The organism is Streptomyces sp. CB09001 (assembly GCF_003369795.1).
Classification (GTDB): Bacteria; Actinomycetota; Actinomycetes; order Streptomycetales; family Streptomycetaceae; genus Streptomyces.
Genome location: NZ_CP026730.1, coordinates 4,156,205 through 4,183,097 on the forward strand (window position 1 = coordinate 4,156,205; position 26,893 = coordinate 4,183,097).

27 protein-coding genes and 2 pseudogenes are annotated in these 26,893 nt (G+C 72.9%); 14 read left to right on the forward strand and 15 right to left on the reverse strand.

Features of this window, described 5'->3' with window-relative positions:
- Positions 1 to 28: 28 nt before the first annotated feature.
- Entirely contained in the window at positions 29 to 2,764 is a 2,736-nt protein-coding gene (locus C4J65_RS19325; RefSeq protein WP_240330460.1) for a D-alanyl-D-alanine carboxypeptidase, read from the reverse strand.
- Between the two features lie 189 nt (positions 2,765 to 2,953).
- Here C4J65_RS19325 and C4J65_RS19330 point away from each other — a divergent pair, with 189 nt between their 5' ends.
- The 3 genes from C4J65_RS19330 to C4J65_RS19340 all read left to right on the forward strand — a co-directional run bounded on the left by C4J65_RS19330 (position 2,954) and on the right by C4J65_RS19340 (position 5,259).
- Complete coding sequence (locus C4J65_RS19330) at positions 2,954 to 3,712, forward strand: GPP34 family phosphoprotein (RefSeq protein WP_007388668.1); 759 nt, start codon at positions 2,954 to 2,956, stop codon at positions 3,710 to 3,712.
- A gap of 323 nt (positions 3,713 to 4,035) precedes the next feature.
- Entirely contained in the window at positions 4,036 to 4,893 is an 858-nt protein-coding gene (locus C4J65_RS19335; protein WP_162833249.1) for a helix-turn-helix transcriptional regulator, read from the forward strand.
- Between the two features lie 174 nt (positions 4,894 to 5,067).
- Positions 5,068 to 5,259 carry a DUF397 domain-containing protein gene (locus C4J65_RS19340; RefSeq protein ID WP_059301326.1) on the forward strand — a complete coding sequence of 64 codons (192 nt, stop codon included), beginning with the start codon at positions 5,068 to 5,070 and terminating at the stop codon, positions 5,257 to 5,259.
- A 95-nt stretch (positions 5,260 to 5,354) separates the two neighbouring features.
- Here C4J65_RS19340 and C4J65_RS19345 read toward each other — a convergent pair whose 3' ends face one another.
- From C4J65_RS19345 to C4J65_RS19355, 3 genes are all read right to left on the reverse strand, one after another.
- The gene (locus C4J65_RS19345) at positions 5,355 to 6,227 is read right to left on the reverse strand and encodes a MerR family transcriptional regulator (RefSeq protein ID WP_115743537.1); all 873 of its coding nucleotides are present in this window, start codon (positions 6,225 to 6,227) and stop codon (positions 5,355 to 5,357) included.
- 73 nt (positions 6,228 to 6,300) lie between these two features.
- Positions 6,301 to 6,822, reverse strand: a complete 522-nt coding sequence (locus C4J65_RS19350; RefSeq protein ID WP_115743538.1) for a glutathione peroxidase — start codon at positions 6,820 to 6,822, stop codon at positions 6,301 to 6,303.
- 10 nt (positions 6,823 to 6,832) lie between these two features.
- Positions 6,833 to 7,819 (reverse strand): winged helix-turn-helix domain-containing protein, encoded by a 987-nt coding sequence (locus C4J65_RS19355; RefSeq protein ID WP_115743539.1) that lies wholly within the window; start codon positions 7,817 to 7,819, stop codon positions 6,833 to 6,835.
- Positions 7,820 to 7,907: 88 nt separating this feature from the next.
- On the opposite strand from C4J65_RS19355, the gene C4J65_RS19360 reads away from it, so the two are divergent.
- Both C4J65_RS19360 and C4J65_RS19365 read left to right on the forward strand, forming a co-directional pair.
- Positions 7,908 to 9,125, forward strand: coding sequence for an MFS transporter (locus C4J65_RS19360; protein ID WP_115743540.1), 1,218 nt, complete (start codon positions 7,908 to 7,910; stop codon positions 9,123 to 9,125).
- A 184-nt stretch (positions 9,126 to 9,309) separates the two neighbouring features.
- The gene (locus C4J65_RS19365; RefSeq protein ID WP_115743541.1) at positions 9,310 to 10,398 is read left to right on the forward strand and encodes a PP2C family protein-serine/threonine phosphatase; all 1,089 of its coding nucleotides are present in this window, start codon (positions 9,310 to 9,312) and stop codon (positions 10,396 to 10,398) included.
- Positions 10,399 to 10,488: 90 nt separating this feature from the next.
- On the opposite strand, the pseudogene C4J65_RS36720 reads toward C4J65_RS19365, so the two are convergent.
- Positions 10,489 to 11,019: pseudogene (locus tag C4J65_RS36720) on the reverse strand (DUF5701 family protein); the annotation flags it as partial.
- Between C4J65_RS36720 and C4J65_RS19380 the strand changes: the two are divergent.
- On the forward strand, positions 10,922 to 12,496 hold the full coding sequence (locus C4J65_RS19380) for an MFS transporter (RefSeq protein WP_115746532.1): 1,575 nt from the start codon (positions 10,922 to 10,924) through the stop codon (positions 12,494 to 12,496). The pseudogene C4J65_RS36720 and the gene C4J65_RS19380 overlap by 98 nt on opposite strands.
- Here the strand turns inward: C4J65_RS19380 and C4J65_RS19385 are convergent.
- From C4J65_RS19385 to C4J65_RS19395, 3 genes are all read right to left on the reverse strand, one after another.
- Complete coding sequence (locus C4J65_RS19385) at positions 12,468 to 13,619, reverse strand: DUF6596 domain-containing protein (protein WP_115743542.1); 1,152 nt, start codon at positions 13,617 to 13,619, stop codon at positions 12,468 to 12,470. The genes C4J65_RS19380 and C4J65_RS19385 overlap by 29 nt on opposite strands.
- A 97-nt stretch (positions 13,620 to 13,716) precedes the next feature.
- Entirely contained in the window at positions 13,717 to 14,124 is a 408-nt protein-coding gene (locus C4J65_RS19390; RefSeq protein ID WP_115743543.1) for a YciI family protein, read from the reverse strand.
- 93 nt (positions 14,125 to 14,217) lie between these two features.
- Entirely contained in the window at positions 14,218 to 14,817 is a 600-nt protein-coding gene (locus tag C4J65_RS19395) for a TetR/AcrR family transcriptional regulator (RefSeq protein ID WP_115743544.1), read from the reverse strand.
- 137 nt (positions 14,818 to 14,954) lie between these two features.
- Between C4J65_RS19395 and C4J65_RS19400 the strand changes: the two genes are divergently transcribed.
- Together C4J65_RS19400 and C4J65_RS19405 are read left to right on the forward strand one after the other, a co-directional pair.
- Positions 14,955 to 15,527: a hypothetical protein gene (locus tag C4J65_RS19400; protein WP_115743545.1), complete on the forward strand. Its 573-nt coding sequence runs from the start codon at positions 14,955 to 14,957 to the stop codon at positions 15,525 to 15,527.
- Between the two features lie 107 nt (positions 15,528 to 15,634).
- Entirely contained in the window at positions 15,635 to 15,775 is a 141-nt protein-coding gene (locus C4J65_RS19405) for a hypothetical protein (RefSeq protein ID WP_162832947.1), read from the forward strand.
- 78 nt (positions 15,776 to 15,853) lie between these two features.
- Here C4J65_RS19405 and C4J65_RS19410 read toward each other — a convergent pair whose 3' ends face one another.
- Positions 15,854 to 16,855: a DUF389 domain-containing protein gene (locus C4J65_RS19410; protein ID WP_115743547.1), complete on the reverse strand. Its 1,002-nt coding sequence runs from the start codon at positions 16,853 to 16,855 to the stop codon at positions 15,854 to 15,856.
- 142 nt (positions 16,856 to 16,997) lie between these two features.
- Between C4J65_RS19410 and C4J65_RS36725 the strand changes: the two genes are divergently transcribed.
- From C4J65_RS36725 to C4J65_RS19425, 3 genes are read left to right on the forward strand one after another with little or no spacing between them, the layout of a single operon-like run.
- Entirely contained in the window at positions 16,998 to 17,789 is a 792-nt protein-coding gene (locus C4J65_RS36725; RefSeq protein ID WP_115743548.1) for a hypothetical protein, read from the forward strand.
- A 30-nt stretch (positions 17,790 to 17,819) separates the two neighbouring features.
- Positions 17,820 to 18,974, forward strand: a complete 1,155-nt coding sequence (locus C4J65_RS19420; protein ID WP_115746533.1) for a sensor histidine kinase — start codon at positions 17,820 to 17,822, stop codon at positions 18,972 to 18,974.
- 2 nt (positions 18,975 to 18,976) lie between these two features.
- Entirely contained in the window at positions 18,977 to 19,663 is a 687-nt protein-coding gene (locus C4J65_RS19425; RefSeq protein ID WP_115743549.1) for a response regulator transcription factor, read from the forward strand.
- A gap of 80 nt (positions 19,664 to 19,743) precedes the next feature.
- On the opposite strand, the gene C4J65_RS19430 is transcribed toward C4J65_RS19425, so the two are convergent.
- From C4J65_RS19430 to C4J65_RS19445, 3 genes are all read right to left on the reverse strand, one after another.
- Positions 19,744 to 20,403, reverse strand: coding sequence for a DUF305 domain-containing protein (locus tag C4J65_RS19430; RefSeq protein ID WP_162833250.1), 660 nt, complete (start codon positions 20,401 to 20,403; stop codon positions 19,744 to 19,746).
- Positions 20,404 to 20,520: 117 nt separating this feature from the next.
- A complete protein-coding gene (locus C4J65_RS19435; RefSeq protein WP_115743550.1) occupies positions 20,521 to 20,913 on the reverse strand; it encodes a DUF6153 family protein in 393 nt (130 codons plus the stop codon).
- Between the two features lie 287 nt (positions 20,914 to 21,200).
- Positions 21,201 to 21,758 carry a TetR family transcriptional regulator gene (locus C4J65_RS19445; RefSeq protein WP_115743552.1) on the reverse strand — a complete coding sequence of 186 codons (558 nt, stop codon included), beginning with the start codon at positions 21,756 to 21,758 and terminating at the stop codon, positions 21,201 to 21,203.
- 125 nt (positions 21,759 to 21,883) lie between these two features.
- On the opposite strand from C4J65_RS19445, the gene C4J65_RS19450 reads away from it, so the two are divergent.
- Both C4J65_RS19450 and C4J65_RS19455 read left to right on the forward strand, forming a co-directional pair.
- Positions 21,884 to 23,143 carry an MFS transporter gene (locus C4J65_RS19450; RefSeq protein WP_115743553.1) on the forward strand — a complete coding sequence of 420 codons (1,260 nt, stop codon included), beginning with the start codon at positions 21,884 to 21,886 and terminating at the stop codon, positions 23,141 to 23,143.
- Between the two features lie 52 nt (positions 23,144 to 23,195).
- Positions 23,196 to 23,591, forward strand: a pseudogene (locus C4J65_RS19455) (arsenical-resistance protein); the annotation flags it as partial.
- Between the two features lie 37 nt (positions 23,592 to 23,628).
- On the opposite strand, the gene C4J65_RS19460 reads toward C4J65_RS19455, so the two are convergent.
- Complete coding sequence (locus C4J65_RS19460; RefSeq protein ID WP_115743554.1) at positions 23,629 to 23,994, reverse strand: metalloregulator ArsR/SmtB family transcription factor; 366 nt, start codon at positions 23,992 to 23,994, stop codon at positions 23,629 to 23,631.
- 116 nt (positions 23,995 to 24,110) lie between these two features.
- Here C4J65_RS19460 and C4J65_RS19465 point away from each other — a divergent pair, with 116 nt between their 5' ends.
- Complete coding sequence (locus C4J65_RS19465) at positions 24,111 to 25,451, forward strand: NAD(P)-binding domain-containing protein (protein WP_115743555.1); 1,341 nt, start codon at positions 24,111 to 24,113, stop codon at positions 25,449 to 25,451.
- On the opposite strand, the gene C4J65_RS19470 is transcribed toward C4J65_RS19465, so the two are convergent.
- Together C4J65_RS19470 and C4J65_RS19475 are read right to left on the reverse strand one after the other, a co-directional pair.
- Entirely contained in the window at positions 25,442 to 25,984 is a 543-nt protein-coding gene (locus tag C4J65_RS19470; RefSeq protein WP_240330461.1) for a hypothetical protein, read from the reverse strand. The genes C4J65_RS19465 and C4J65_RS19470 overlap by 10 nt on opposite strands.
- Positions 25,981 to 26,418 carry a hypothetical protein gene (locus C4J65_RS19475; RefSeq protein WP_003974483.1) on the reverse strand — a complete coding sequence of 146 codons (438 nt, stop codon included), beginning with the start codon at positions 26,416 to 26,418 and terminating at the stop codon, positions 25,981 to 25,983. The genes C4J65_RS19470 and C4J65_RS19475 overlap by 4 nt, the downstream gene beginning before the upstream one ends.
- Positions 26,419 to 26,893: the final 475 nt, after the last annotated feature.

Consider the following 26,893-nt stretch of genomic DNA (forward strand, 5'->3'; position numbering starts at 1 on the left):
TGTCGCCGCGGCCCGGACGGGCCGGACGTCAGCCCAGGCGGGTCAGCTTGGCCGACAGGCCGGGCTCGACGAGGTCGTCCCCCAGGGCCACCGGTACCTTCACCGCGCCGCTGGTGCCGCCGTCGCCGACCGTGAGGGTGCCGACCTTGGTACCGGCCTTCGCGGTGTGCGGCACCTCGTCCGCGTCGAAGGTCAGCTTCACGGTCAGTCCGCCCCAGCCGACGGCCTTGACGTCCTTGGTGGCGACGACCGGCGTCCGGCCGCCGAGGCCGTCGTCGACGTACCCGACGACGCTTCCCTTCTTCAGGAGCGTCGACGACTGCAGGGTGTCCTGCGCGGCCCGGATCAGCTCGTCGCTGGAGTCCAGCGCCGCGGCGAGAATGCCCCCGCCGACGTCCGGCTGGCGCACCACGGCCCCGACGATGGTCCGGGTCTCGCCGCCGACCTTTTTCTGCGCGGCGAAGACGAGGTTGCCGAGCGCGGAGGTGGTGGTGCCGGTCTTGATGCCGACGACGCCGTTGTGACCGACCAACTGGTTCCAGTTGCCGTGGTTCTCGCCCTTGTAGTCGTTGTACGACATCATCGCGGCGACCTCGCGGAAGGCGGGATCCTTCATCGCCGCCTTGGCCAGCTTCACCTGGTCCACGGCCGTGCTCACCGTCGTGTTGTTCAGCCCCGACGGGTCGGTGTACGTCGTGTTGGTCATGCCGAGGTCCTTGGCGGCGGTGTTCATCTTCTCCACGAACGCCTTCTCCGACCCCGCGTCCCAGCGGGCGAGGAGACGCGCCACGTTGTTCGCGGACGCGATCAGGATGGCCTGCAGGGCCTCGCGCTGGGAGATCGAGTCGCCCGCGAAGACGTTGACCGTCGACTCCTGACCGGCCTGCGACTGGTCCTCGGCCGCCTGGTCGATCTTGATCTTCGGGCCTTCGGCGCCGCTCTTGAGCGGGTGGTCGCGCAGGACGACGTACGCGGTCATGACCTTGGCCACGCTCGCGATCGGCACCGGCTTCTGGTCGCCGGACGAACCGAACGAGCCGATGCCCTGCACGTCGAGCGCGGCCTGACCGCTCTCGGGCCACGGGATCTGCGGCTTGCCGCCGTCGAACGAGAAGCTGTCCTGCGCCGTGAGGTCGAGGGTCGGCGCGGGCAGCGGGCGCATGGACTGCACGACACCGAAGATGATCACCAGCAGGACGACCAGCGGCGTCCAGATCTTGACCCGGCGCACCGTCGTCCGCAGCGGGGTCTCCGGCGGCGGCGGGGTGTTCGTCAGCTCCGCCAGCAGGTCCAGCGGCGGCTTGGGCGGCAGCGGCTGCTGCGTGGTCCGGTCGGGCCCGACGTGCGACCTGGCGGCGGTCACTCCCGTACGGGGTGCCTGCGACGCCTTCGGAGCGTCGCCGGGGGGCGTCTGGGACCCCGGGGGCTTGCGGGTCGCCGGTTCGTCCGGGTTCCGCAATGCCACGAACTTGCTGGTCCGCTCGGCGTCGCCCTCGGGCCGCGCGGGGGCGTCGCTCTTCCGTCCGGCCTTCTTGGCGGCGGAGGCGGCGTCCCCCAGCTTCAGCATGGTCGTCGGCTGGTCGACCGCGGGCCTGCCCAGCCGCGGCGCCTTGAACACGGCGGTGGGCTGATCGACCGGCGGGGGGCCGTCACCGGTGTCGGTGTCGGGGTCGCGGCCGGATGCCGCCTGCGCGTCGGGGGCCGCCTTGGGGTCCGCCTTCGGATCCGGGCCCGTGTCCGCGCCGGAGCCCGTGGCGGGGCCGTCGCCGTCGTCGGTGTCGGGGTCGCGGCCGGATGCCGCCTGCGTGTCGGGGCCCGGCTTGGGGTCCGGGCCCGCGTCCGTGTCGGAGTCGCCGTCGCGGCCGGACGCCGCCTTGGGGTCCGCCTTCGCGTCCGGGGCCGGGCCTGTGTCCGTGTCGGAGCCTGTGGCGGGGCCGTCGTCGCCGTTGGTGTCGGGGTCGCCGTCGGGGTCGCGGTCGGATGCCGCCTGCGCGTCGGGGGCCGGCTTGGGGTCCGCCTTGGAGGCCGGGTCCGCCTTCGGGTCCGGGGCCGGGCCCGTGTCCTCGCCGGAGTCCGAGGCGGTGGTGGCGTCGGCTTCGGTGTCCGTGTCCGGGTCGGCTTCGGCGGACGATCTCTCGTCCCCGTCCGATGCGGAGCCCGCGTCCGGGCCCGCGCCGGATGCGCCGTCGGCGGCGTCCCCGGCGGCCTGCTCGGCCCTCTCGGTGTCCTCGGACGCCTCCGTGTCCTCGCCCTCGTCGCCCTCGTCGCCGTTCCGCGAAGACTCCTCCGCGTCCGGCGTGTCCTCGAGCCGCGCGTTGGCGGCGGCACGCTCGTCCGCGGTGGCCACCCAGGCCGCGACGGCGTCCCGGAGCCGGCCGTCGTTCCCCGCGGCGGGCGCCACGGCGTCGCCCTCGGAGCCGTCGGGGCGTTCGGACCTCTCCGGAGCGGCGGGGGCGTCCGACGACGCGTCGGCCGCCCCGGCGGCGTCGTCCTCGCCTGAGGCCTCCGGTTCCGGTTCCGGTTCCGGCTCACGGACCGACAACACGCGGGTGGCCGTGTCCACGCCGCCACCGGACCCGGACCCCGCGGACCCCGCGGAGCGCTTCGCGTCCTCCCGGGCCACCGCCAGCCGCGGATCACGCCGCTCGCCCGCCCCGGTCCTGGCTTCGGGAACCGGACCCGCGCTCCCCGACGTCGGTTCTTCCGACGACTCGCGCTGCTTCGAACTGTCGGGGGACTCGCCCGCCACCGATGCCTCCTCCATGCGCCGCACGTCCTGTGCGCGCTGCCGAACCCGTACCGAAACCATTTACCAGTGTCCTGTGTACGGGTGGAACCCACGCGGAAGACGAGAACGACATACCTACTGGTTCCACTACGAAGCGGTCACGCACCCTCGACAGACCAATGTGAGAGGGGTCACCCTGTCTGTCATCCACGCGGGGAGGCATGGATGGGCAGGAGCCGCAGAACACTTCCGGAGGAGCTTCTGCTGCTGGCGTTGGACCCGACCACGGGTACCACCGCACAGCCGCAGTCGCTCGACCTCGGTCTGGCCGGAGCACAGCTGGTGGAGCTGGCGCTGGCCGGACGTATAGCCCCAGACGGGGATCGTATCGCCGTGGTGGCCCCACGGCCGACAGGAGATCCAACACTCGACTGCGCGTTGGAGTTGCTGCGAAGGCGTGGCGCTCCCGTACGGGCGGTCAACTGGATCGGCGGGCCCCGCCTGGGGCTGCGCCAGACCTATCTCTCGCATCTGGAGCGATGCGGCATGGTGCATGCCGTGGAGGGCCAGATGTGCGGGGTGCTGCCGACGACTCGCTACCAGGCGACGGACACGGCGATCAGCAGGGAGATCAAGGCCCGGCTGGACTCGGCGATCCGCACCGGCGTCCCGCCGGACCCGCGGACCGCGGCGCTCGCCGCGCTGGCCCACGCGGTCGGACTCGGCAAGCACCTCTACCCGGGCAACGAAGGACGCTCGTCGCGGTCCCGGCTGCGGGACCTCATCAGGCACGACCCCATGGGCGGTCTGGTGGCGCACGCGGTGATGGACGTCCAGAACGGCGCTGCGGCACAGCCACGCCGCAGTCCGGCCCCGGCCGGCCGCCAGGCCCCGGGACCGGGGGCCAGGCCGGCCCCGGAACCCGCCCGCGGTGTTCCGGCGCAACCGCGCCACGGATCCATGGCGCGGGCGGTGGCCCACTAGCCCGACGAGCGCACCGCACCACGCACACATCGCACACCACCGCACCGCACCACAGCACCGCCGCACCGCCAGTCCCCAAGCCCGGTCACGGGAGCCGCAGGTCCGCGTGGGGCGGCGGAGCCGACCGCACGTCCGGCCTACCCGGACCGCGGAAAGGTTCCGCCGCCCCACGCGGCCGCATGCGGGGGTGGCGCCCCGAACTGGCGTGTACGCGGCGCATATCGACCGTTTCCCAGCGGTAGAAAGCACCTTGGTGGCAGTCTGCTCAGCAGCAGATACACAAAGTGGCAAGTATGAGTCACGCAGCCGGAGGTGCACGTCCCGTGGCGTCGAGTGTCAATCCCACCGTAAGGCGGCGTCGGCTGGGCCAGGAGCTGCGCCGGCTCCGTGAGCTCAAGGGCATGACGGCCGAGGAGGTCGCCGAGCGGCTGCTGGTCTCGCAGTCGAAGATCAGCCGCCTGGAGAACGGCCGGCGCAGCATCAGCCAGCGGGACGTCCGCGACCTGTGCGGGGTGTACGAGGTCGAGGACCAGCGGATCGTCGACTCGCTGATGCAGATGGCGAAGGACTCGCGCCAGCAGGGCTGGTGGCACGCCTTCGGGGACATCCCGTACAGCGTCTACATCGGCCTGGAGACCGACGCCGAGTCGCTGCGGACCTACGAACCGCAGATCATCACCGGCCTGTTGCAGACCCGGCCCTACGCCGAGGCCCTGATCCAGGGCGCGTTGCCCGAGACGTCCGTCGCCGACGTCGAGAAACGCGTGCAGGTCCGCATACGGCGGCAGGAACGCATCTCCGCCGACCACAACCCGCTGCGACTGTGGGTGGTCCTCGACGAGGCCAGCCTGCGCCGGACGGTGGGCAGCAGGCAGGTGATGCGGGAGCAGCTGGAGCACGTCGCCGAGATGTCGCAGCTGCCGCACATCACCGTGCAGGTGCTGCCCTTCGACGTCGGGGCGCACCCCGGTATCAACGGCCAGTACTCCATCCTGGAGTTCGCGGACACGGCCGACTCCAGCGTGGTGTACATCGAGGGCGTGACCAGCGACCTGTATCTGGAGAAGGCGCCGGACGTGCAGAAGTACACGGTGATGTACGAGCATCTGCGGGCCCAGGCCCTGAACGTGGAGCAGTCGAGGCAGCGCATCGAGGACGTGGCGAAGGAATACGCACGCTGAGGGGTGCGGCATGGTACACCCCTGCCGCGATGTACTGGAAGACTCGCCGGGAATATGCCATCCGGTCGAGTGAATGGCTGCTCCGTACGGAGAGGCCAGCGAGTAGCGTCGATCACGCCAAAGATCACACGTCATTGGCGTAAACCACACTCGCGACTCGCCATCGGAGCAGACATGGCAATTCTTCAGGGCGCCCAGGAATCGTGGACCAAGTCCTCCTACTCCGGAGGAAACGGCGCATGCGTCGAGGTCCGGTCACCGGTCGTGGCGGCGCTCGCCGTCCGCGACTCCAAGGTGACCGGCGGACCGGTCCTCGCGTTCCCCGCCGACGCGTGGACCGCCTTCGTGACCTCGGTCAAGGAGTAACGCCGCCACGCGTCACTCCCGCCGGTACCACCGACGGAGCCCTCTCGACCAGTTCGCCGACCTTGCCGAGAGGGCGCCCGCCGGCCCGGTTCAGCTCAGCTCACCGGGAACGCCACGTCGCACACCGGGTCCTCGGGACCCGCGGCCTCCCAGTCGGCGAAGTACACCTCGCGGCACGGCCCCGCCACCGTCAGACCCTGCGCGGCGATCCACTCCTCCACCGCCCCGAAGGCGGCCAGGATCTGCGGATACGCCACCTGGGCCTTGGTGATCCGGGTGTAGGCCAGCCGCCCGGCCGGCTCCACCCGGACCCGCGTCTGCCACGCCCGCCCCCGCTCCTCGCTCCACGCCCGCGCCGCCGCCTCGTCGGCGACCGGCACGCAGGACTCGGCCGGGCCGTCGCTCTCCATCGACACGTCCGAGTGGTAGACGACGTACGGCGCCGCCGTCACACCCCCGCAGCCCCGGGCCGCCTCCTCCAGGCGGCCCAGCGAGGCTCCGATCCACGGCGGCAGCTCGTCCGCCAGCAGGTGCCGGGTCTCGCTGATCACCACCTGCCCGGGCACGTCCACCGTCTCGACCACGAACTTTCCGTACACGTCGGAATCCCTTCCGGTCAGCCGTCCACGGAGGTACGCGACGAGCGTGCGCTGACCGGCCACCCGGGCCTCCACGTCCGCCCAGTAGACGTCGAGCAGACCGGCCGCCCGGTCGCCGTCCGCGCGGACCACCTCGGCGATCCGCGCGAGCGGCATGTCCAGCCGGCGCAGCAGGGCCACGAGCCGGGCGCTTTCGGCCTGCCCGGCGCGGTAGTAGCGGTAGCCGGTGGCCTCGTCCACGTGGGCGGGCGCCAGCAGGCCCAGCCGGTCGTACAGCCGCAGGGCCTTGGCCGACAGCCGGGCCCGCGCGGCGAACGCGCCGATGGTCAGCAACTCGTCGTCCACGCCGTCGTCCACGCCGTCGTCCACGTCGTCGTCCTCCGTCGCCGGGCGGCTGTTCCGCCCGACGACGGAGAGGCTCGGCCTTCCCCCAGGGGCAAGGTCAACCGGCGAGGCGTTCCTCGACGGCCGTCACGACCTCGGCCGCCTCCGGCTCGGTCTGCGGCGAGAAGCGGGCGGCGACCTTGCCGTCCCGCCCGATCAGGAACTTCTCGAAGTTCCAGCGGATGTCCCCGCTGTGGCCCTCGGCGTCCGCGAAGCCGATCAGCCGGTCGTACAGCGGGTGCCGGCCCTCGCCGTTGACCTCGGCCTTCTCGGTCATCGGGAAGGTGACCCCGTACGTCGCCGAGCAGAACTCGGCGATCTCGTCGGCGCTGCCCGGCTCCTGGCCCATGAACTGGTTGCAGGGCACGCCCAGCACGGTGAACCCCTGCTCCGCGTACCGCTCGTGCAGGCGCTCCAGACCGGCGTACTGCGGGGTGAGCCCGCACTTGGAGGCCACGTTGACCACCAGTACGACCCGGCCGGTGTACTGGGAGAGGTCCGCGGCCCCGCCCTGGAGGGCGCCGATCTCGACGTCGAGGGGCAGGCTGTCGTCGTTCCGCGTGTTCGATGAGCTCGTCATGCACCGGATGCTAGTCCGGTGCCCCGGCGCTCCCCTCGCTGCCCGCCTCGACGAGCACTTCCCCGGCCGGTGTCCGCGAGTACAGCACCGAGCGGCCCGCGCGGCGCCGTTCCACCAGGCCCGCGTCGAGCAGCACCCGCAGATGCCGTCCGACCGACCCGAGGCCCTGCCCGGTCACGCCGACCAGCTGGCTGGTGCTCATGGGGGTGCCGAGCAGCGTCAGCACGCCCGCGCGGGCCGGGCCGAGCAGGGCCCCGAGGGCGGCGGGCACGCGCCGGGCGCCGTCGTCCGCGAGGGCGCCCGCGCACGGGTAGACCATCGCGTACCGTTCGGGCTCCTCCCAGGCCACCCAGCCGTGCCGCTGCGCGGTGATCGGCACGAGGAGCAGCTCGGCCCCGGACAGCTCGCGCGGCGGGTACGGGTTCAGGTTGATCTGGAGCCGGTTGTCGCCCAGCCAGCGGGTGCCGGGCCGCAGGGCGTCCAGCACCGTCGCCCAGCCGCCCCGGCTCACCTGCGCGGTCCGCGCGACGACGTCCGCCTCCAGCACCCGGCGGCGCCGTTCCCAGTCCGGCCGTACCGCCTCCGCCCAGACCTCCTCGAGGAGCGCGGCGGCCCGCTCCGGCAGGTCGTCGCGGTCCAGGGCCGCCGGGAGCCTGCCCCCCAGCGAGACGGCCAGGTCGGCGCGCGCCACGTCGGGGCGGGTCGCCCGGATCCGCGCGACGCCGTCCGCGAAGCTCTGGCCCTCGGCCGGGGTGGGGGTGAGGAAGTCGGCGTTCCACTCCCGGCCGAGGCCCGAGGCCACCAGCAGCGCGGCCACCGGGTCGGCCGCCATACGGCGCAGGTGGGCCGGCCGGTGGGCGTCGAGCCAGACCCGCTCACCGGGATGCCCGGCGACCCCCGCGTGCAGCATCTTCAGACAGGCGAGGGTCTCGTCGAGCGGCGAGACGACGAAACGGCCGCGCGCGAGGGTGTCGGCGTTGATCTCCCACCAGCCCATCCGGTCGTCCCCCTCCGCCTCCCTCGTGACCTTTCGCGTCCACGCGAAACAATACCGGCCGGTCTTCCGCCCACCCCACACTCCCCGCATGCCGGACACACCCCGCAGGACCTACGCGGACCTCTTCCGCACCCCCGAGTTCAGCCCCCTCTTCCTCTCCTCCTCCGCCAACATCGCCGCCCAGACGGTGAGCGGGCTCGCGCTCGGCACCCTGGTGTTCCGGGCGACGGAATCACCGCTGCTGTCCGCGGTCAGCATGTTCGGCCCGGCGCTCGCCCAGGTGCTGGGCGCCACCTTCTTCCTCTCCGGTGCCGACCGGCTGCCGCCGCGCGCGACGCTGGCGGGCCTCTCGCTCTCCTTCGCCGCCGCCACCGCGGCCCTCGCGCTGCCCGGCCTGCCGGTGTGGGCGATGCTCGTCATCGTCCTCGTCGAAGGCCTGATCGCCTCGCTCGGCGGCGGCGTCCGCTGGGGCCTGCTGACCGAGATCCTCGCCAAGGACGGCTACCTGACCGGGCGTTCGCTCTTCAACATGATGAGCGGCCTCATGCAGATCGCCGGATACGCGACCGGCGGCGTCCTGGTGACCCTGCTGTCGCCGCGCCTGTGCCTGCTGCTCGCGGCCGGTCTGTACGGCACGTCGGCCGCCCTCGCCCTGCGCCTGACCCGCCGCCCGCCCCGGGTCTCCGGCCGCCCCTCGGTCCGGGCCACCTGGCGGGCCAACTCCCTGCTCTGGTCGGCCCGTCCGCGCCGTCACGTGTACCTGGCGCTGTGGGTCCCCAACGGCCTCGTCGTGGGCTGCGAGTCGCTGTTCGTCTCCTACGACCCGCGCGCCGCGGGCACCTTGTTCGCCTGCGGGGCGCTGGGCATGCTCGCCGGGGACGTGACGGTCGGCCGGCTGCTGCCCGCCCGGCTGCGCCCGCGGCTCGGCGTCCCGCTCCTGGCGCTGCTGGCCGCTCCGTACCTGGTCCTCTTCCTGCGTCCGCCGCTGCCGCTGACGGCCGTACTGGTCGGCCTCGCGTCGGTGGGCTTCGGCGCGAGCCTGGTACAGCAGGAGCGCCTGGTCGCCCTGACCCCCGACGAACTCTCCGGGCACGCCCTCGGGCTGCACTCGGCCGGGATGCTCACCCTGCAGGGCGTCGCCGCGATCCTCGCGGGCACGGTGGCCCAGTTCACCTCACCGGCGACGGCCATGTCCGTGATGGCGGTCGCCTCGCTCACGGTGACGCTCACGCTGACGGCGGCGAGCCGGCGGGGCGCGCCCGACGGCGGGCTGCTGCCGACCCGGGCGGCGGTGCGGTCCGCGTGACGTGCGGTCCGCGTGACGTGCGGTCCGCGTGACGTGGTCCGGCGGGCGCGACTCGGCCTCGATTGGGTTAAGGACCGTCCGGAAACTCCTGCGCGCACCGTCCCTTGCCTAGGGTGAGAGGCTGGGGAGGACGCCTGAGGACAGGGAGAGGGCGGCTCTTGAGCGTTGCGACACCGGAGTAGTCATGACCGTGAAGAAGTCGACGTCCGGTTCCGCGGTGCTCTTCTGGATGCCCGTCGCCGCCATGGCCGTGGTCGCCGTCGTGGACCTGACGATGGGCCCCGGGGTGGGTCTGCTGCCGCTGGTGTCGCTGGGCCCGGCGTTCGGCTCACTGGTCGGCGGCTGGCGGCGCACCGCGGTGATCGGACTGGCCGCACTGCTGCTCTGCGTCGGCCTCGGCATGTACAACGGGCTCTTCGACCGCCCCCGCGGCTACACCGCCATGCTCTCGGTGGCCGGTGTGACCGGCGTCGGCATCGCGGCGGCCGTGATGCGCTCGCGCCGCGAGGCGGAGCTGGCCAGCGTGCGCTCGATCGCGGAAGCTGCCCAGCGGGTCCTGCTGCGCCCGGTGCCGCTGACCGCGGGCCCGCTGCACGCGGCCGTCTCGTACACCTCGGCGGTCGCCGAGGCCCGGATCGGCGGCGACCTGTACGAGGTGGTGGCCTCGCCGCACGGGGTCCGGGTGATCGTGGGCGACGTCCAGGGCAAGGGGCTGGCCGCGGTGGAGACCGCCGCCCGCGTCCTCGGCGCCTTCCGGGAAGCGGCGTACGACGAGAAGGACCTGGTCAAACTCGGCGAACGGCTCGAACGCAGCGTCGCCCGGGAGCTGGAGGACGAGAAGTTCGTGACCGCGATCCTCGCCGAGATCGGCCACGACCACCGGGTCGTCCTCCTGAACTACGGCCACCCGGCGCCGCTGCTCGTCCACGGCGACGGCACCTCCGACTTCCCGGAGCCGCCCGCGTACGCCCTCCCGCTGGGCCTGGCCGCGCACGGCGGGCCCGGCCCCGATCCCTTCCCGGTGCCCTTCCGCCCCGGCGACCAACTGCTCCTCTACACCGACGGCGTCACGGAGGCCCGGGACGAGCGGGGCGGCTTCTATCCGCTCGCCGAGCGCGCCCACCTCCTGAAGGACAGCGACATCCACCGTGCCCTGGACGCCCTCCGCGAGGACCTGGTCCGGCATGCGGCGGGGCCCCACCATGACGACGCGGCGATGCTGCTGCTGCGCTACCAGGGCGGGGACGGCCTCGCGCCGAACGCCCCGGAGTGACGGAGCGACGGAGTGACGGTCCTCGGGCGTGCCGCGCCGGCCGGTCCACAGCGCCGGTACCCGGCGGGCGCCGCACCGTGAACCGCCCGGCGAGAAGCACTTGTTCCTGACCAGGAGCTCCGGCACGTGGGTCAGCAGGGCGATGCCCTCCTCGATGGTGAGCGGCATACGGCCCCGCCCGGCGACGGTGGCCATCGCGTCGCCCGGCACGACCCCGCAGAACTCCTCCCCGCGCTCGACGTCGAACAGCAGGCGGACGCCGTCCCGCGCCACCCGGAGATCGCCGAGGTGCCGGCGCGGGAGACGCCCCGGCCCTTCGACCTGCCGGCACCGGCCGTAGCGGAGTACGGGCGTCGCGCCCAGCGGATGGCGCAGGGGCCGGTCCGGTGCGCTCCGGCGCCCGGATGCGCGGTCACCGGAGCGGACGCAGACTGACCGGGTGAGCGGAACGCAGACGAAGCGGGACCCGAGTACGCCCGGTGCCGGTCGCCGTCCTCCCTCCCAGTCGCTGGCCCTGGCCGCCATGATGTTCGCGGTGGCGATGACGTTCATCGACCAGACGATCGTCTCGATCGCGGCCCCCGACATCGTCTCCGAACTGGGCCTGTCGGCCTCGGGCATGCAGTGGGTGATCAACGCCTACCTGCTGGCCCTCGCCGCCTTCTTCGCCCTGGGCGGACGCCTGGCCGACCTGTGGGGCCCGCGCCGCGTGGTCGTGATCGGCACCCTGGTCTTCGTCGTCTCCTCGGTCCTGTGCGGCTGCGTACCCTCCGACGACTACGCGCTGACCTGGCTGATCGTCTTCCGCGCCACCCAGGGCCTGGGTGCCGCGCTGCTCTTCCCGGCCGCGCTCGCCGTGGTCGTCGCCGTGTTCCCGGTGGAGCGCCGGGGCCGCGCGCTCGCCCTCTTCTTCGGCCTCACCGGCGCCCTGACCGCCGTGGGCCCGCTGCTCGGCGGCTGGTTGACCGCGTGGACCTGGCGGGCGATCTTCTGGGTCAACGTCCCCGTGGCGATCGCGGCGCTGGTCCTGACGGCGCTGGCCGGCATCCCCGACCGCCGGCGCGAGGAGTCGCTGGACGTCAAGGGCGCGCTGCTGATCGTCGCCGGCATGGGCCTGAGCGTGCTCGGCTTCCAGCAGTCGGCGGCCTGGGGCTGGGACAACGCCGTGACCTGGGTCTGCATCGCGGGCGGCCTCGCGATCCTCTACGTCTTCTGCCGCTACGAACTGGGCACCCGCCACCCCCTGGTCAATCTCGCGGTCTTCCGCGACCGCGCCTTCACGGTGGACGCGCTGGTGCTCTTCTTCGCCATGCTGGCGTTCGTCCCGCTGTTCTTCTTCGCCTCGGTCTACGCCCAGGTCTCGCTCAGCGCCTCACCCAACCAGGCCGCCCTGTACCTGCTGTACTTCTTCGCCGGGTTCGCCATCGCCTCCCAGTGGGGCGGCCGCATCCTCGACAAGCGGGGCGCCCGGCCGGCGCTGCGGATCGGCTGCGCGCTGGGCGCCGTCGGCTTCGCGCTGTGGGCCGGCAAGCTCACCGACCTGTCCATGCACGACCAGTGGCCCTACGCCGCGCTCGCCGGCGCGGGCATCGGATTCGTCCTCGCCCCCGCGTCGACGGACGCCGTCAACCGCTCGATCGACTCCTCCTACGGCGAGGTCACCGGCATCACCCAGACCGTCCGCAACTACGCCGCCAGCGTCGGCCTGGCCGTCTTCGGCACCATGCTGACGCACCGCATGACCGACCGGGTCGAGGAGACCCTCGCTGCGCGCGGGGTGCCGCCGGACGGGCGGCACTCCATGGCCCGGGACGTCACGGAGGCGATCACGGGCAACGCGGACGCCCGCACCCCGACGGGCGGTGGCCCGACCGAGACGGCCATGCGGGACGCGATGCCCGCGATCCGCCTCGACTTCGCCGAGGCCAACCAGTGGGTCTTCTACGGCATGGCCGTCGCCCTCGCGATCGGCTACTTCTGCGCGCTGCGGCACCCGGGCGGCCGGGCGGAGGACGTCGACACGCGTCCCGACGAGACCGGTGCCCGCGCGGGGACGGTCACCCGGCCGGTCACCGGCCCGTACGACGCCGGGAGTTGAGGCGGGCGGCCTGACGCGTCAGATGGTCGCGCTCGGCCAGGTCGGGCGCCTTGTGGGCAGCCTCGGCGTACAGCCGCGCCGCCGTGTCCGGATCGCCGTCGCGCTCGTGCAGGTACGCCGCCACCGCGGTGTGGCGGGGCAGCGTGTCGTCCAGCGCCGCGAGTGCCGCCAGTCCGGCGCGCGGCCCGTCGGCCTCCCCGACGGCGACCGCGCGGTTGAGCCGGACGACGGGGCTGTCGGTCAGCCGCGCGAGCTCGTCGTACCACTCCACGATCTGCACCCAGTCGGTCTCCCCGGCGGTGGGCGCGTCGGCGTGCAGGGCGGCGATCGCGGCCTGGGCCTGGAACTCGCCCAGCCGGTCCCGGGCGAGCGCCGCCTGCAGGATCTCCACCCCCTCGGCGATCGACGCGGTGTCCCACCGGCCGCGGTCCTGCTCGGCGAGCGGCACCAGGCTGCCGTCGGGCGCGGTCCGGGCCGCGCGCCGGGCGTGGTGGAGCAGCATCAGCGCCAGCAGCCCCGCCACCTCGGGATGGTCGACGGAGGCGGCGAGCTGCCGGGTGAGCCGGATGGCCTCGGCGGCCAGGTCGACGTCACCGGAGTAGCCCTCGTTGAAGACCAGGTAGAGCACGCGCAGCACGGTGGCGACATCGCCTGGCCGGTCGAACCGGACACCGGACACGGTGCGCTTGGCCCGGCTGACGCGCTGGGCCATCGTCGCCTCGGGCACCAGGTACGCCCGCGCGATCTGCCGGGTGGTCAGCCCGCCGACGGCGCGCAGGGTGAGCGCGACGGCGGAGGACGGGGTCAGCGAGGGATGCGCGCACAGGAAGTACAGCTGGAGCGTGTCGTCCGCGTCCGGCGCCGGTCCGGGCGCCGGCTCCTCCTCGACGCGGTCCTCGCGCCGCCGGCGGGCGGTGTCGGCGCGGGCCGCGTCGAGGAACCGCCGCCAGGCCACGGTGACGAGCCACCCCTTCGGGTCTCGCGGCGGGTCGGCCGGCCAGCCGCGGACCGCCTCGACCAGCGCGTCCTGGACCGCGTCCTCGGCCGCCGCGAAGTCGGCCCCGCGGCGGACGAGGACGGTCAGCACGCCGGGGGTGAGCCTCCTGATCAGGGCCTCGTCCATCGGAGCCCCGTCCATCGGAGCCCCGTCTGTTCGAGCCCCGTCTGTTGGAGCCTCGTCCACCGAATCCTCGTCCGTCGGGGCCTCGTCCATCGAAAGGTCACTCCGTGACGGTGGGGTGCGCGCCCATGAACGGGCGCAGCTCCAGCCACTCGTGGATCGGCCTCCCGCCCGCGCCCGGAGCGGCGGACAGCTCCCCGGCCAGCTCGACGGCGCGCTCGTAGTCGTCGACGTCGATCACCATCCAGCCGGCGATGAGGTCCTTGGTCTCGGCGAACGGCCCGTCGGTGACCGGCGGCCGCCCCTCACCGTCGTACCGCACCCACGTCCCCTCGGGGGCGAGTGCCTGCCCGTCGACGAACTCGCCGGTCTTCTCGAGCCGGGCCGCGAAGTCGTTCATGTATTGGATGTGCGCCGAGATCTCGTCCGGCGTCCACTGGTCCATGGGCACGTCGTTGGCCGGTGCCGGGGCGCCCCGGTAGTGCTTGAGCAGCAGGTACTTGGCCATGATGCGTCGTCTCCTCGGTGCTGGTGCGGCCCATTGTGGCCACCTTCACCCCTGGGACGGAGCCGGACGCGCGTTCTCGACACGGCGGGTGGGTCAGGCGGAAGATTTTTCCGAGACGTCCCTCAGGACTCCTTCCACGCCGTGCAGGAAGGTCGCGGAGACCAGCTCCGGGTCGAAGAGGCACCCGGCCGCCATCGCGCCGTCCCGGAGCATGACGAGGTGCCGCCCGGCGGCGACGCCGTCACCGTCGCCGGCCTGCGCCAGCAGCTCCGTGACGGTGTCCAGGAACCACTGCCGGTGGGCCAGCACCGCCTGGTGCACGGGGTGCTCCGGGTCCGGGTACTCGGCCACGGCGTTCAGGAAGGCGCAGCCGCGGAAACCGGGGGACCGGATCCCGTCCACGATGGACCGCGCGACGGCCCGGACCTGCCCGGCGGCGGACGGACCGCCGTCCATGGCCGCGGCCACCTGCGCCCGGATGCCCCGGTCGGCCTGGTCGAGGTAGGCGAGGACGAGGTCTTCCTTGCCCGAGAAGTGCCGGTACAGCGTGGCGCGGGTGACCTGCGCCTCCGCGGTGAGCCGGTCGATGCCGACGGAGTGGATCCCCTCGGCGTAGAAGATCCTCGTGGCGGTGCCGAGCAGCCGGGCTCGCGCTTCGGAGGGGTTGCGGGCGGCTTCCGTGCTCGGGCTCATGCGGCCACCGTATCAAGGCGGCGAGGGAGAACGTTCGGTCTTGACAGGGGAGGTGGAAGAACGTTGACTGCGTGACGAGACCGAACGTTCTCCCTCGCTCGAGTCCTGCTCGCCCGCTGCCCCGAAAGGCACTCACCGTGGAAACCGTCGTCGTCGCACCGCCCGCCAGCGCCGCCTCCGTCCCCGTCACGCTCCGGAAGCTGTACTTCCTCCGCTTCGCCTTCGCCGCCGTGTGGGCGGCCCTGCTCTTCACCACCGCCGACGCGCTGGGCCCGCTGAGCACGGCACTGCTGCTGATCTATCCGCTGTTCGACGTGGCGGCCGCGGTCGTCGACGTCCGGTCGGTGCGGGCGAACGGCGGCCCCGCCGCGCCCCTGTACGCGAACATCGCGATCAGCTCCCTGACCGTCCTCGCCCTCGCCCTCGCCGCGACCTCGGGCATCCCGGCCGTCCTGCGCGTCTGGGGCGCGTGGGCGGTCGCCGCGGGAATCGTCCAGCTCGTCGCGGGCGCCGTCCGCCGCCGGCTGGGCGGGCAGTGGCCGATGATCGTCAGCGGCGCCGTCTCCACGCTCGCCGGCCTCTCCTTCGTCACGCAGGCCGGCGCCGACGACCCCTCGCTGAACAGCCTCGCGGGCTACGCCTTCCTCGGCGGCGTCTTCTTCCTGGCCTCCGCCCTCCGCCTGGGCCGCGGGGCACGCGGTCCGGCCTGAGGGGACTGCAGCGGCCCGCCGCCGTGCCGCCCTCCCCTCCGCGGCGGCCTGTGGTTCCCGGGTTTCGGCAACCTTCGGCCCATGGCGCTGAACGAGACTCGAAGGCCGTGGTGGGGGCGGCGCACGGCTACCCGCCCGGCCGCGACCCGCTGGGCAGCGACGAGTTCTCCGGCGGCAAGGACCACGCCGTCAGGCTGCCGCGGGACCTCGGTTTCGAAGTGGTGGTGGTGGTCCGTGCGGCGGACTGAGCCCTGACGCCGGGCGGCAAGGATCCCGCGGTGAGGATCCCGCGGTGAGGATTCCGCCGAGGGCGCCGTCCGAGGGCGTTACCCGCCGACTCGTCCGGCCGCGATCTGTCGGCCGCGGGTGGTGTCGACCACGATGGGGACGCCGTCGGGGATCTGGCCCTCCAGGTCGTTCAGCAGGTCTTGGAGCGGGGGCAGTTCGTCGGGGCCGCGGACGTGGATGTACAGGGTTCTGGACTGCGCGTCGACGCTGGTGACCGTCGCGCCCGGGCTGTGCGTGAGCCACCGTTCGGCGGCGCTCTTGGCCCTGAGGGTCCAGGTGTTGAGCAGCACGGTGGCGACCGTGTTGGCGCCCAGGGGGAGCAGGACGGCCGTGAAGAGCAGCCCGAGCATGACGTGGGCGCGGCGCGGCCGGCGGTGGGACCGCCGGCCGGCGGTCCGGGCGTAGGCGAGGACGGTGAAGACGACCATGCCGGCGAAGACGAGGGCGAAGAGGTTGGACAGGAAGAGCACCAGGGCGCCCAGCGCGAGCCACCACGCCGCCTGGCCGGCGCAGACGCCGGTGACCACCAGGGGCGGTACGAGCGAGATCGCGATGGCCACCCCCGGCAGTACGGCGGCGACGTCCTTGCGGGCCAGTGCCACGGCCCCGGCGAAGCCCGTGGCAAGGGCGGAGACCAGGTCCAGCAGTCCCGGCGAGGTCCGGCCAGCGATCTGGCCGTTGGTCAGCAAATCGTAGGACTGGGGCACCACCAGTGAGGCCACCGCCCCGACCAGGATCACCAGCAGGCACCCGAGGGCCACGAAGGCGGCGGCGGTGCTGCGGCGGCGCCGCACGGCCCCGAGGGCGATGCCCATGATGGGTGTGGAGAGCGGAGCGATGATCATCGCGCCGATGACGGTGGCGGTGGAGTCCGTCAGGATGCCGCACGCGGCGATGACCGCGGAGAGCGTGAGCATGGTCCAGAACGCCGACTGCTTCGACCGGCTGTCGCCGGACGAGAGATCGAGGTCTTCCTGGAGGTCGTCCAGGGATCGGCGTTGCCGGTCCGGCAGGACCATGGCGCGGAGTTGGCCGGGCATGCCCCCAGTATCGTGACCTGGCCCATCGCCACCCGGCAGGAACACGAGCCCGCGGCACGGCGGTGTCATACCCGGGTCTGACCTCCCGGTTCAGCTCCCGGTCCGACGCCCCCGCGGGGCGGATGGAGGCATCGTCCTCGGCATGAGGAATCCGACCGCATCCACCGCCGCCGCCCCGGTCACGAGGACCGGTGACCGACTGCGTGCCGCGCTGCCCGTGACGCCGTGGGGAGCCACCGGCTTCCCCGGACGCTGGGTGGGCGGCACCGCCATGGTGCTCGGCCCCCCGCTGATGCTGACCGGCGCCCTGCTGCGGGCCCGGTTCCACTTCTTCTTCCCCGACCAGCTCTCCGCGTACGAGCGGCACCCCGCCCTGATGGCCACCGCGTACGGCCTCTTCGCCGCGGGCAGCCTGCTGCTGTGGCCCGCCGTGGCGGTGCTGGCCGGACGGATCGGGGCGCGGAGCGCCGGCTGGGGCCTGTGGGGCGGGGTCCTGGCGATGTCCGGACTGTTCGCCCGCGCCTTCCACGCCGGGGTGGACCACCTGGCCTTTCAGCTGGTGCGCTCCCAGGGAGCCGGGCCCGCCACCGAAGCCGTCTCGGCCGGCTACGGCGCCTTCCACGTCTTCAGCACGCTGAACCTCGCCGTCCTCGCCGGGTGGCTCGTCCTCGCCCTCGGCGCCTGGCGCACCCGTGTGCTCGGCCCGGTCCGCGCTGCCGCACTCGCCCTCGCCGCCGCACTGCCCCTCGGAGTCCTCAAGGGGACCACCCCGCTGTCGCTGGTGGCCCTGACCGGACTGTGCGTCGCACTGGTGCCGCCGGGCCTGGCGCTGCTGTCGGAAGCGCCCCGCCCCGGCCGGGCGGCGGTGCTGCGCTGGGTACCGCTGACCCTGGCGGTCCTCGGACTCATGACGCTGCTCGGACAGGCCGGTTGAATGCACCCGCCGCCCCCGTACGGTCGGACCATGAGGCGCAAGCGGCAGCACCATCTCCACGCCCTGGATCTCGGCGCGGCCCTGGCCCTGACCGCCGTGTACACGGGCTTCGCCCGGCTGACCGCCGACGACGGCCAACCCGTCTACACGGGACCCTTCTGGCTCGGCTGCCTCCTCGCCGCCGCGGTCGGTCTGCCGATCGCCGTGCGCCGCCGCTGGCCGCTGGCCGTCCTGGGCACCGTGCTGGCCGCGCTGGCCACGGCGTCGCTCCTCGACATCCCGCGTGAGCCGTACGCCGCCGCCGGGCTCGCCGCCTACCTGGTGGGACTCGCCGAGCCCGTCCGTCGGTCCGTGCCCGCACTCGCGGTGACGCTGCCGGTGGCGTGCGGCGCGGTGTACCTCGGCGAGGCGGTGGTCACTCCCGCCGAGGACGCCCGGGGCGCCGCCGGGGTGGCCGGCCTCGTGCTACTGGTGATCGCCGGCTCCTGGGGCGTGGGGTTCACCGTGCGCGGTCGCCGGGCCGCGGTCGCCGGGGAACAGCGGCGCCGGGCGGAGCGGGCACGGGACGAGGAACGCCTGCGGATCGCCCGCGAGCTGCACGACATCGTCTCGCACCACCTCGGCATGATCGCCGTCAAGGCGGGCGTCGCCGGGCACGTGGCGCAGGACGACCCGGCACAGGCGCGGGACGCCCTCAAGGTCATAGAGGAGACCAGCCGTTCGGCGTTGGCCGAGATGCGGCGCACCCTCGGCATACTGCGGACCGACAGCGCACCCCTGGGGCCCGCCCCGCGCCTGGACCGCCTCGACACACTGGCGGCGGAGGCGCGCCGGGCGGGCGTGGACGTCGCCCTGACGGTCCGCGTCGGGGAGGACCTGGCCGAGGGGACCCAGCTGACCGTCTACCGGATCGTCCAGGAGTCCCTCACCAACGCGATCCGGCACGCCGCCCCGACCCGCTGCCGGGTCACGGTGGAGGCGGACGCAGGGGAGATCCGCATCCACGTCGCGGACGAGGGACCCCCGCCGGGATCCGGGCGGCAGACCAGCGAACCGCCGGGCGGACACGGGCTCATGGGCATACGCGAACGGGCGACGATGTACGGCGGCAGCTTCGAGGCGGGCCCCCGGCCGGAGGGCGGCTTCGCGGTGTCCGTCCGCCTGCCCACGGAAGGGAACCGATGACCATGACCGACGCGACCCCGGTCCGGGTACTGATCGCCGACGACCAGGCGATGGTGCGCGGCAGCTTTCGGGTCCTCGTCGACCACACCCCCGGCATGACGGCCGTGGGCGAGGCCGCGAACGGAGCGGAGGCCGTCCAACTCACCCGCCGCGAACGGCCGGACGTCGTGCTGATGGACGTACGCATGCCGGTCCTCGACGGCATCGGGGCGACCCGGCAGATCTGCTCGGACCCGGCCCTGTCCGCCGCCTGCGTCCTCATCCTCACCACCTTCGACCTGGACGAGTACGTCTACGCCGCCCTGCGCGCCGGCGCCGCGGGCTTCCTGCTCAAGGACACCCCGCCCGCCGACGTCCTCACCGCCGTCGGCGTCGTCGCCGCGGGCGAGGCGCTGCTGGCGCCCTCGGTGACCCGCCGCCTGATCGCGGAGTTCGCCCGCCGTCCGGAGCCCGCCCGTCCGCCCCACCGCTCACTGGACGGGGTCACCGACCGGGAGGTGCAGGTGCTCGGACTGATCGCACGGGGTCTGTCCAACACGGAGATCGCGGAGCACCTCCACCTGAGCCTGGCCACGGTCAAGACCCACGTCGGCCGCCTGCTCGCCAAGCTGCGCGCACGCGACCGCGCCCAGCTCGTGATCGTCGCCTACGAGACCGGGCTGGTGGGCGACGGCCGGCACGGCGCGTGACCCGTGAGACGGTCCCAGGGGACGGGAGGCCGGTGCGGGGCCGACGCCCTCGGCGTCGCCCCCGCACCGGCGTGGCGGGGTCAGCCCCTGCCGAGCAGTTCGTTCATCTGCTCGATCTCCGCGCTCTGCGAGTCGATGATCTCGCCGGCCACCTTCTTGGCCGGTCCGTAGGTGCCGTCGGCCTGCTCGGTCTTCGCCATGTCGACCGCGCCTTCGTGGTGCTTGATCATCATCTCCATGAAGGCGGTGTCGAACGCGGTGCCCGAGGCGTTCTCGAGTTCGGTCATCTCCTCGGCCGTCGTCATGCCGCCCATGTCGTGCGCGGAGTGGTCCATGGCACCCTCGGCGGGCACGTCCTCGCCCCAGGAGGTCAGCCAGCCGGAGAGCGTCCTGATCTCCGGGTCCTGGGCCTTCCTGATGTCGGCGGCGAGCTTCTTCACCTCGGCCGACCGCGCCCGGCCGGGCGCGAGGTCGGCCATCTCGACGGCCTGGCGGTGATGGGGGACCATCCCCTTCGCGAAGGCGACGTCGGCAGCGTTGTGCTGCCCCTGCGATGCCGATGCCGACGCGGATGCCGACGCGGATGCCGGGGCGGACGAGGAGGCGGGGGCGGCGTGGCCGCCGTGCCCGGCCGAGCCGTCATCGTCGCCGCTGCCGCCACAGGCGGCCAGGACCAGCGCTGCCGCGCCTGCGGAGGCGACGACGGCGGTGCGGCGCATGAGGGAACGCTTGCGGATCATGGTGGTGCAACTCCTTGACGCGCGCCGTCGCGCGGCACGCGGTGGGAACGGATGGAGAACGTGCGGAAGCACGGCACCCGGCACCGGCAAGGGCCGGGCGCACGGGAGCCGGCCGCTCTATATCCGTAGGAGCTGCAGCTCGGAGAGGTCGGGCGGAGCCCGGCCGTCGTGCGGCGACCCCGGGAACGCCGCAGCGGGCACGGGGGTCGCGGGCGCGTTCAGCAGGGCGCCGGCCAACGCGGGCGGCGTGTACGCCGAACCGATGCCGGCCGCCGCACACGTCCCGTCGGCATGCTCGAGGTGGCTCGATCCGCCGTCCGTGTGCGTACATCCCCCGTCCGCGTGCGGAACGCCGTCGGCCGCGGTCATCACCATCTCGTGACCGGCACCCGCTTGCCCCAGCGGCGTCGCCCCGGGGCCGAGGCCGTGCATGCCCAGCACACCGGCCAGCACCAGCAGCACGAACAGCCGCCCGGCCGGACGGCTGCTTGATCGGGTGCTCCTGGTCACCCGCTCATCGTACGGGCCTCTCGTGGTGCGTCCGCGTAAGAGACCATCTGGACACGCGAACCTCTGGCCACGCGAACACCACCAGGAGGAACCGGTGTCACACCCGCGACTGTCCACTCCCGAGGAGACGCTCGCCGACGCGAAGAAGCGGCTGAATCTCCCGCGCATCGTGCCCGCAACCGAACCGACAAGGGCCCTCCGTGCCCTCCATGTTCCGTGACGGCACACGACGGCACACGACGGCATACGACGGGGCATGAGGGGGCATGGCGGGGCATCACCTTTGTTCACTGGTGCCGGTCGACGACGGCGCTGACGACGGCGGCGACGTCCCCGCGGGCGGTGGGGCTCAGGTCGACGGAGTTGTGAATGGAGAAGCCTTCGATCAGGGCGTCGAGGGCGCGTGCGGTGAGCGGGTCGAAGTGCCTGGCCAGGGAGTCCCGGCTGGCTCGCATCCAGGAGCGCATGACGGCGCGCACCTCGGGATGGCGGGTGGCGAAGGCGTAGAGCTCGTAGCTGAGCAGGAGGTTGCGGTTGGTGCCCCAGACCTTGCCGCAGATGATCTCGACGACCGCTTCCTCGGCCTCCTGGCGGGTTCGTGCGGCCTCCAGGAGGGCGCCGTAGCGCATGGAGACTGTCTCGGCGAGCCGGGTGAAGGCGTCGGTCAGCAGGTGCTGCATGTCGTCGAAGTAGTAGGTCAGTGACCCCAGCGGTACACCCGCCGCTTCGGCGATCTTGCGGAAGGTCACCTTGATCGCGCCGTGCTCGGCGATGACGTCGAGCGCGGCGTCGAGAATGCGTTCGCGGCGCAGGGGGTCGTTGGGGCCGCGGGTACTGCCGGTCATCTCCGTTGTCCGCCTTGTCTTTTCGGTCTCCCACGCCGGTGTGTACATTTGTGCATACTCGGTGGGTGACGCGAGATCGTCGCCTGCCTGTCCTCCATTGTGTCCAACCCCGGCGGAGCCCTTCCTTGACAGACCGCGCTGTTCAGCGACGCCGCCGGGCGCTGTACCTCTTCTTCTTCCTCAACGGCGTCGCCATGTCCTCATGGGTCACGCGCACTCCGGACATCCGTGACCGTCTGGGCGTGTCCACGGCGCAGATGGGGCTGGTGCTGTTCGGCCTGTCCGTCGGCTCGATGACCGGCATCCTCTGCTCCGGCCGTTTGGTCTCGCGGTTCGGGACCAGGCCCGTGACGGCGGTCGGCACGCTGTCGATCGTCGCGAGCGTGGCCGTCGTCGGCGCGGGCAGCGCCCTCGCCTCCGCGCCACTGGTCACCGCGGGACTGTGTCTGTTCGGCGTGGGTGCCGGGGCGGGCGAGGTGGCGATCAATGTGGACGGCGCCGACGTGGAACGGATCACCGGCAGGGCGGTCCTGCCGACGCTGCACGGGTGCTTCAGCCTGGGCACCGTCGTCGGAGCCCTGGCCGGCATGGCGGCCACCGCCGCGGCGTTCCCCGCCCACTGGCACCTGCTGGCCGTGGCCGTGGTGGCGGCCGGGATCTTCACGTACGCCATCGGTGCCGTCCCCGCCGGGACCGGGATTCGTGCCGCACTGCCCGCTTCGGACTCCGCGGGCCCCTCGAAGCCGCAGGTGTGGAGGGACCGGCGGCTCCTGTTGATCGGGACCGTCGTCCTCGCCATGGCTCTCGCCGAGGGCGCCGCCAACGACTGGCTGCCGCTGCTCATGGTCGACGGCCACGGGCTCGACGCCGCCGCCGGCTCGCTCGTCTACGTGGGGTTCGCCGCGGCGATGACCCTGGGACGCTTCAGCGGCACGTTCTTCCTCGGTCGTTACAGCCGGGCGACCGTCCTGCGGGCCAGCGCCGTCTCCGGGGCCCTCGGTCTGTGCCTGGTCATCTTCTCCGACAACACCGTCGTGGCCGCGGCCGCCGTCCTGTTCTGGGGGCTGGGCGCGTCCCTGGGCTTCCCGGTGGCCCTCTCGGCGGCGGGCGACTCGGGGCCCGACGAGACCGCCCGTGTCGGCCTCGTGGCGACGATCGGCTACATCGCCTTCCTGGTGGGGCCGCCCACTCTCGGTTTCCTGGGCGATCACTACGGGCTGCGTCCGGCGATGGTCGTGGTGCTGGCCTTCGTCGCCCTGGCCGCCTTCGCCGCTCCCGCCGCCGGAACACGCGACTCCCGCCACCGCGGGGCCGAGACCCGCACCCCCGCCGAACTCGCCGCCGCCGCCCGCACCGCCGCCGAGAACAAGAGGGCCTGCCCGTGACCTCCACCGAGCCCACCACCTCGGTGCGGACCGGGGGCGGGGACGACTCGCGAAGATCGGGCCATGGGCGCTGTACGGGCTGCTGTTCACGATCGTGATCCTCTTCGCCCTGCAAGGGAAGACCATCACCTCCCGGCCGCTGGACGTCGCCCGGATCGCGCTGCCGCTGCTGGTGTACTTCGCGGTCATGTTCTTCGGCACCTTCCTCCTCGGGAAGGGCCTCGGCCTGCCCTACGACCGCACCGCGACCCTCGCCTTCACGGCGGCGGGCAACAACTTCGAGCTGGCCATCGCGGTCGCCATCGCGACCTTCGGCGTCACCTCCGGCCAGGCGCTGTCCGGTGTCGTCGGACCGCTCATCGAGGTCCCGGTGCTGATCGGTCTCGTATACGTCGCGCTCGCCTGGCGCAGGAGGTTCGCCGCCGGCTCGGTGACGACGGCTCCGTAACGAGGCGGGTGGCGGCGGAGGCGGAGGCGACCGGCGGTCAGCCGCGCAGGTCGAGCATCGCGGCCATGGCCGCCACCACGGCCGGCGCGACCCGGTAGTAGACCCAGGTGCCACGCCGCTCGGAGGTCAGCAGGCCGGCCTCGCGGAGCTTCTTCAGATGGTGGGAGACGGTCGGCTGGGAGACACCGACGTCCGCGATGTCGCACACGCACGCCTCCCCGCCCGGATGCGAGGCGATCCTGGAGAACAGGCGCAGGCGCACCGGGTCCGACAGCGCCTTGAACATGCCGGCCATCTTCTCCGCGTCCGCCGGGGACAACTCCCCGGCGGTGATCGGCGGGCAGCACGGCACGACGTCGCTGTCCGGCAGGACGGGGAGTTCCACGACCTCTGAGTTCGACATGTGTCTATGTTGACACTCGTCGATGCGAGTGGCAATCTCCGCTGTATCGACGTGTATCGACGTGTATCGAAGTAACGCGCACGCGCCGCCCCTTCCCGCAGAGGAGACCGAGCGTCATGAACACCCAGCAGCTCCCTGTCGTCGTCGTCGGAGCCGGCCCCGTCGGGCTCGCGACCGCCGCCCACCTCGTCGAACGGGGCATCGAGCCCCTCGTCCTGGAAGCGGGCGGCCGTGCCGGCGCGGCCGTCCGTGAGTGGAGCCACGTGCGCCTCTTCTCCACCTGGAGCGAGGTCGTCGACCCGGCCGCCGGGAAGCTCCTCGCCCCCACCGGCTGGACCCGCCCGGACCCGGCGACGTATCCGTCCGGCGGAGAGTGGGCCGAGCGGTATCTGCAGCCGCTCGCGGACGCCCTCGGTGACCGGGTCCGCACCGGTGTCACTGTCACCGGTGTCTCCCGCGCCGGCCGCGACCGGATCGTCGACGCCGACCGGGAGCAGCAGCCGTTCGTCGTGCACGTCGAGCACGCCGACGGCCGCGAGGCGCGCATCCTCGCCCGCGCCGTGATCGACGCCTCCGGCACCTGGGCCACCCCGTCCCCGGCCGGCGGCGGCGGCCTGCCCGCGCTCGGCGAGAAGGCGGCGGCCGACCGGATCACCTACCGCGTTCCGGACCTGAAGGACCCGGCCGTACGCGCCCGTTACGCGGGCAGGCGCACGGCCGTCATCGGCTCGGGCGCCTCCGCCTTCACCGCACTCGCGTACCTCGCCGAGCTGGCCGAGTCCGAGGACGGTACGGGCACGCACGCGGTGTGGATCCTGCGCCGCGGCATCTCCGGCTCCACCTTCGGCGGCGGCACCGCCGACCAACTGCCCGCCCGCGGCGCCCTCGGTCTCGCCGCGAAGGCCGCCGTCGACAAGGGGCACGCGGACGCGGTCACGGGCTTTCGCACCGGGGCGTTCGAACGCGACGCCGACGGCCGCCTCGTCCTGGTCGGCGAGGACGGACGTCGCCTCGACCCGGTGGACGACGTGATCGTGCTGACCGGCTTCCGCCCCGACCTGTCCTTCCTGGACGAACTGCGCCTGGGCCTGGACGAGCGTCTTCAGGCCCCGGTGGCACTGGCGCCGCTGATCGACCCCAACCAGCACTCCTGCGGCACCGTCTACCCGCACGGCCACCGCGAGCTGTCCCACCCCGAACGGGGCGTCTACCTGGTCGGCATGAAGTCCTACGGCCGCGCCCCCACCTTCCTCGCGATGACCGGGTACGAGCAGGTCCGCTCCGTCGCCGCGGCGATCGCCGGGGACCTCGACGCCGCCGACCGCATCGAACTCACCCTCCCGGAGACCGGAGTCTGCGGCGGCGCGGGCCTGTTCGACACCCCCGACACGGAGCAGACCGACGGTGGCGGATGCTGTGCCGCCCCTCTGGGTCTCGGTGAAGCGGGTCAGGAGTAGAGGAGGGTCTGGCCGCTGCCGAGTCGTCTCAGGCCCATGGACTCCAGCGACTTGTCCTGCTCTTGCTGTTGATCAAAGGCGTGCAGCTCGTCGACCGCTGAGGGCGGCAGCGAGTCCGACACCTCGGTGATCAGGCTCCGGAGTGATGTGCCGAGCAGGGATGCGGCGTCGTTGAGGGCTGTGAGCGGGTACAGGTTCTCGCGGGCGTCGTCGAGGCGTACTTGTGCCATGCCGACGGCGACGAGGCCGCGGCGCAGCGTGTCCACGGACCCGGCACGGACCGCGGCCGAGGCCATGCGCTGCCCGTACACGCTGAGCACGGACGCGCTGCGGGTGTTCAGGTCGTCTATCGCCCGTTGCCTGACCGGCCCGGCGGCCTTGAGGTACGAGGTGATCACCGCATCGACGATGGCGTCGCGTTCATGAGGGAGGGGATGGCCCAGATAGCCGTTGAAGCGTCTGTCCTTGAGGCGGGACACGGGTACGGGCGGGGCTCCGGAGCCCCGCCCGTCGGCGGAAGAACGCCGGCTCACGGCCACACCAGGCAGTACGGCTGGTGCCCCGCCTCATGCAGCCGGTGCGAGAAGTCCTGCCACTCGTGCAGCAGCTGGTACACGTTGAACGCGTCCCGCGGGCCGCCGCGGTCCGGGACCGTGGACCATATGAAGGCCGCCGCGCCGACCGCCTCCTCGCCGATGCCGCGCAGGGGGTCGACCACGGTCATCGGGAGTTTGACGACCGCGTAGTCGGGGTGCAGGACGACCAGCTCCAGCGGGGGCACCTTGTGCAGGGGCACGCCCTCGATGCCGGTGAGGACCATGGCGGCCATGGTCTCCGGCTTGATCTTGGTGAACATGCCGTTCATCCCGAGCTCGTCGCCGCCCAGTTCCTCGGGGCGCATCGAGATCGGGACGCGGGCCGCGGTCGCGCCGTCGGGCGCGCCGAAGTACTTGTAGGTCACCCCCACCCGACCACCATTCCCGCTCCCCGCCCCCAGCCGGTCGGCCCGCCGGTCGAGCCGGTCGGGCTCGCCCGGGGTGCCGTGTGCCTGACGTGCTTCGGACGCTTCCTCCGCCTCGCGTCGGTGCCTTCCCCGCCGGGCACGTCGAGGACCCAGGTCATCGGTCCCCTCGCCCAGTCCGCCACCGCGATGCATATCTCCACCCGACTGCTTTTCTAGGACGCGGGGCCCCTGCCGCGCAACCCGATCATCGTGTCAGTGACCTCCCCCACGGCCGCTCGCCGAAACGTGCGGTGGGACATATGCCCGCCGGACGGTCGGCAGCCCCGTCCGCGTCGCCCCGGTGAGCTGCGTGGATGAGTTCCAGTCTGGCAGACGGCACGGCATGGGGAGCGGTTGTCTACCCTTGACGAAGTCACCCTGGGCAACCAGAGGCCGCGCAGGGTCCGATACGTCGGAGAAGGTCGAGAAGGTCGGAGAA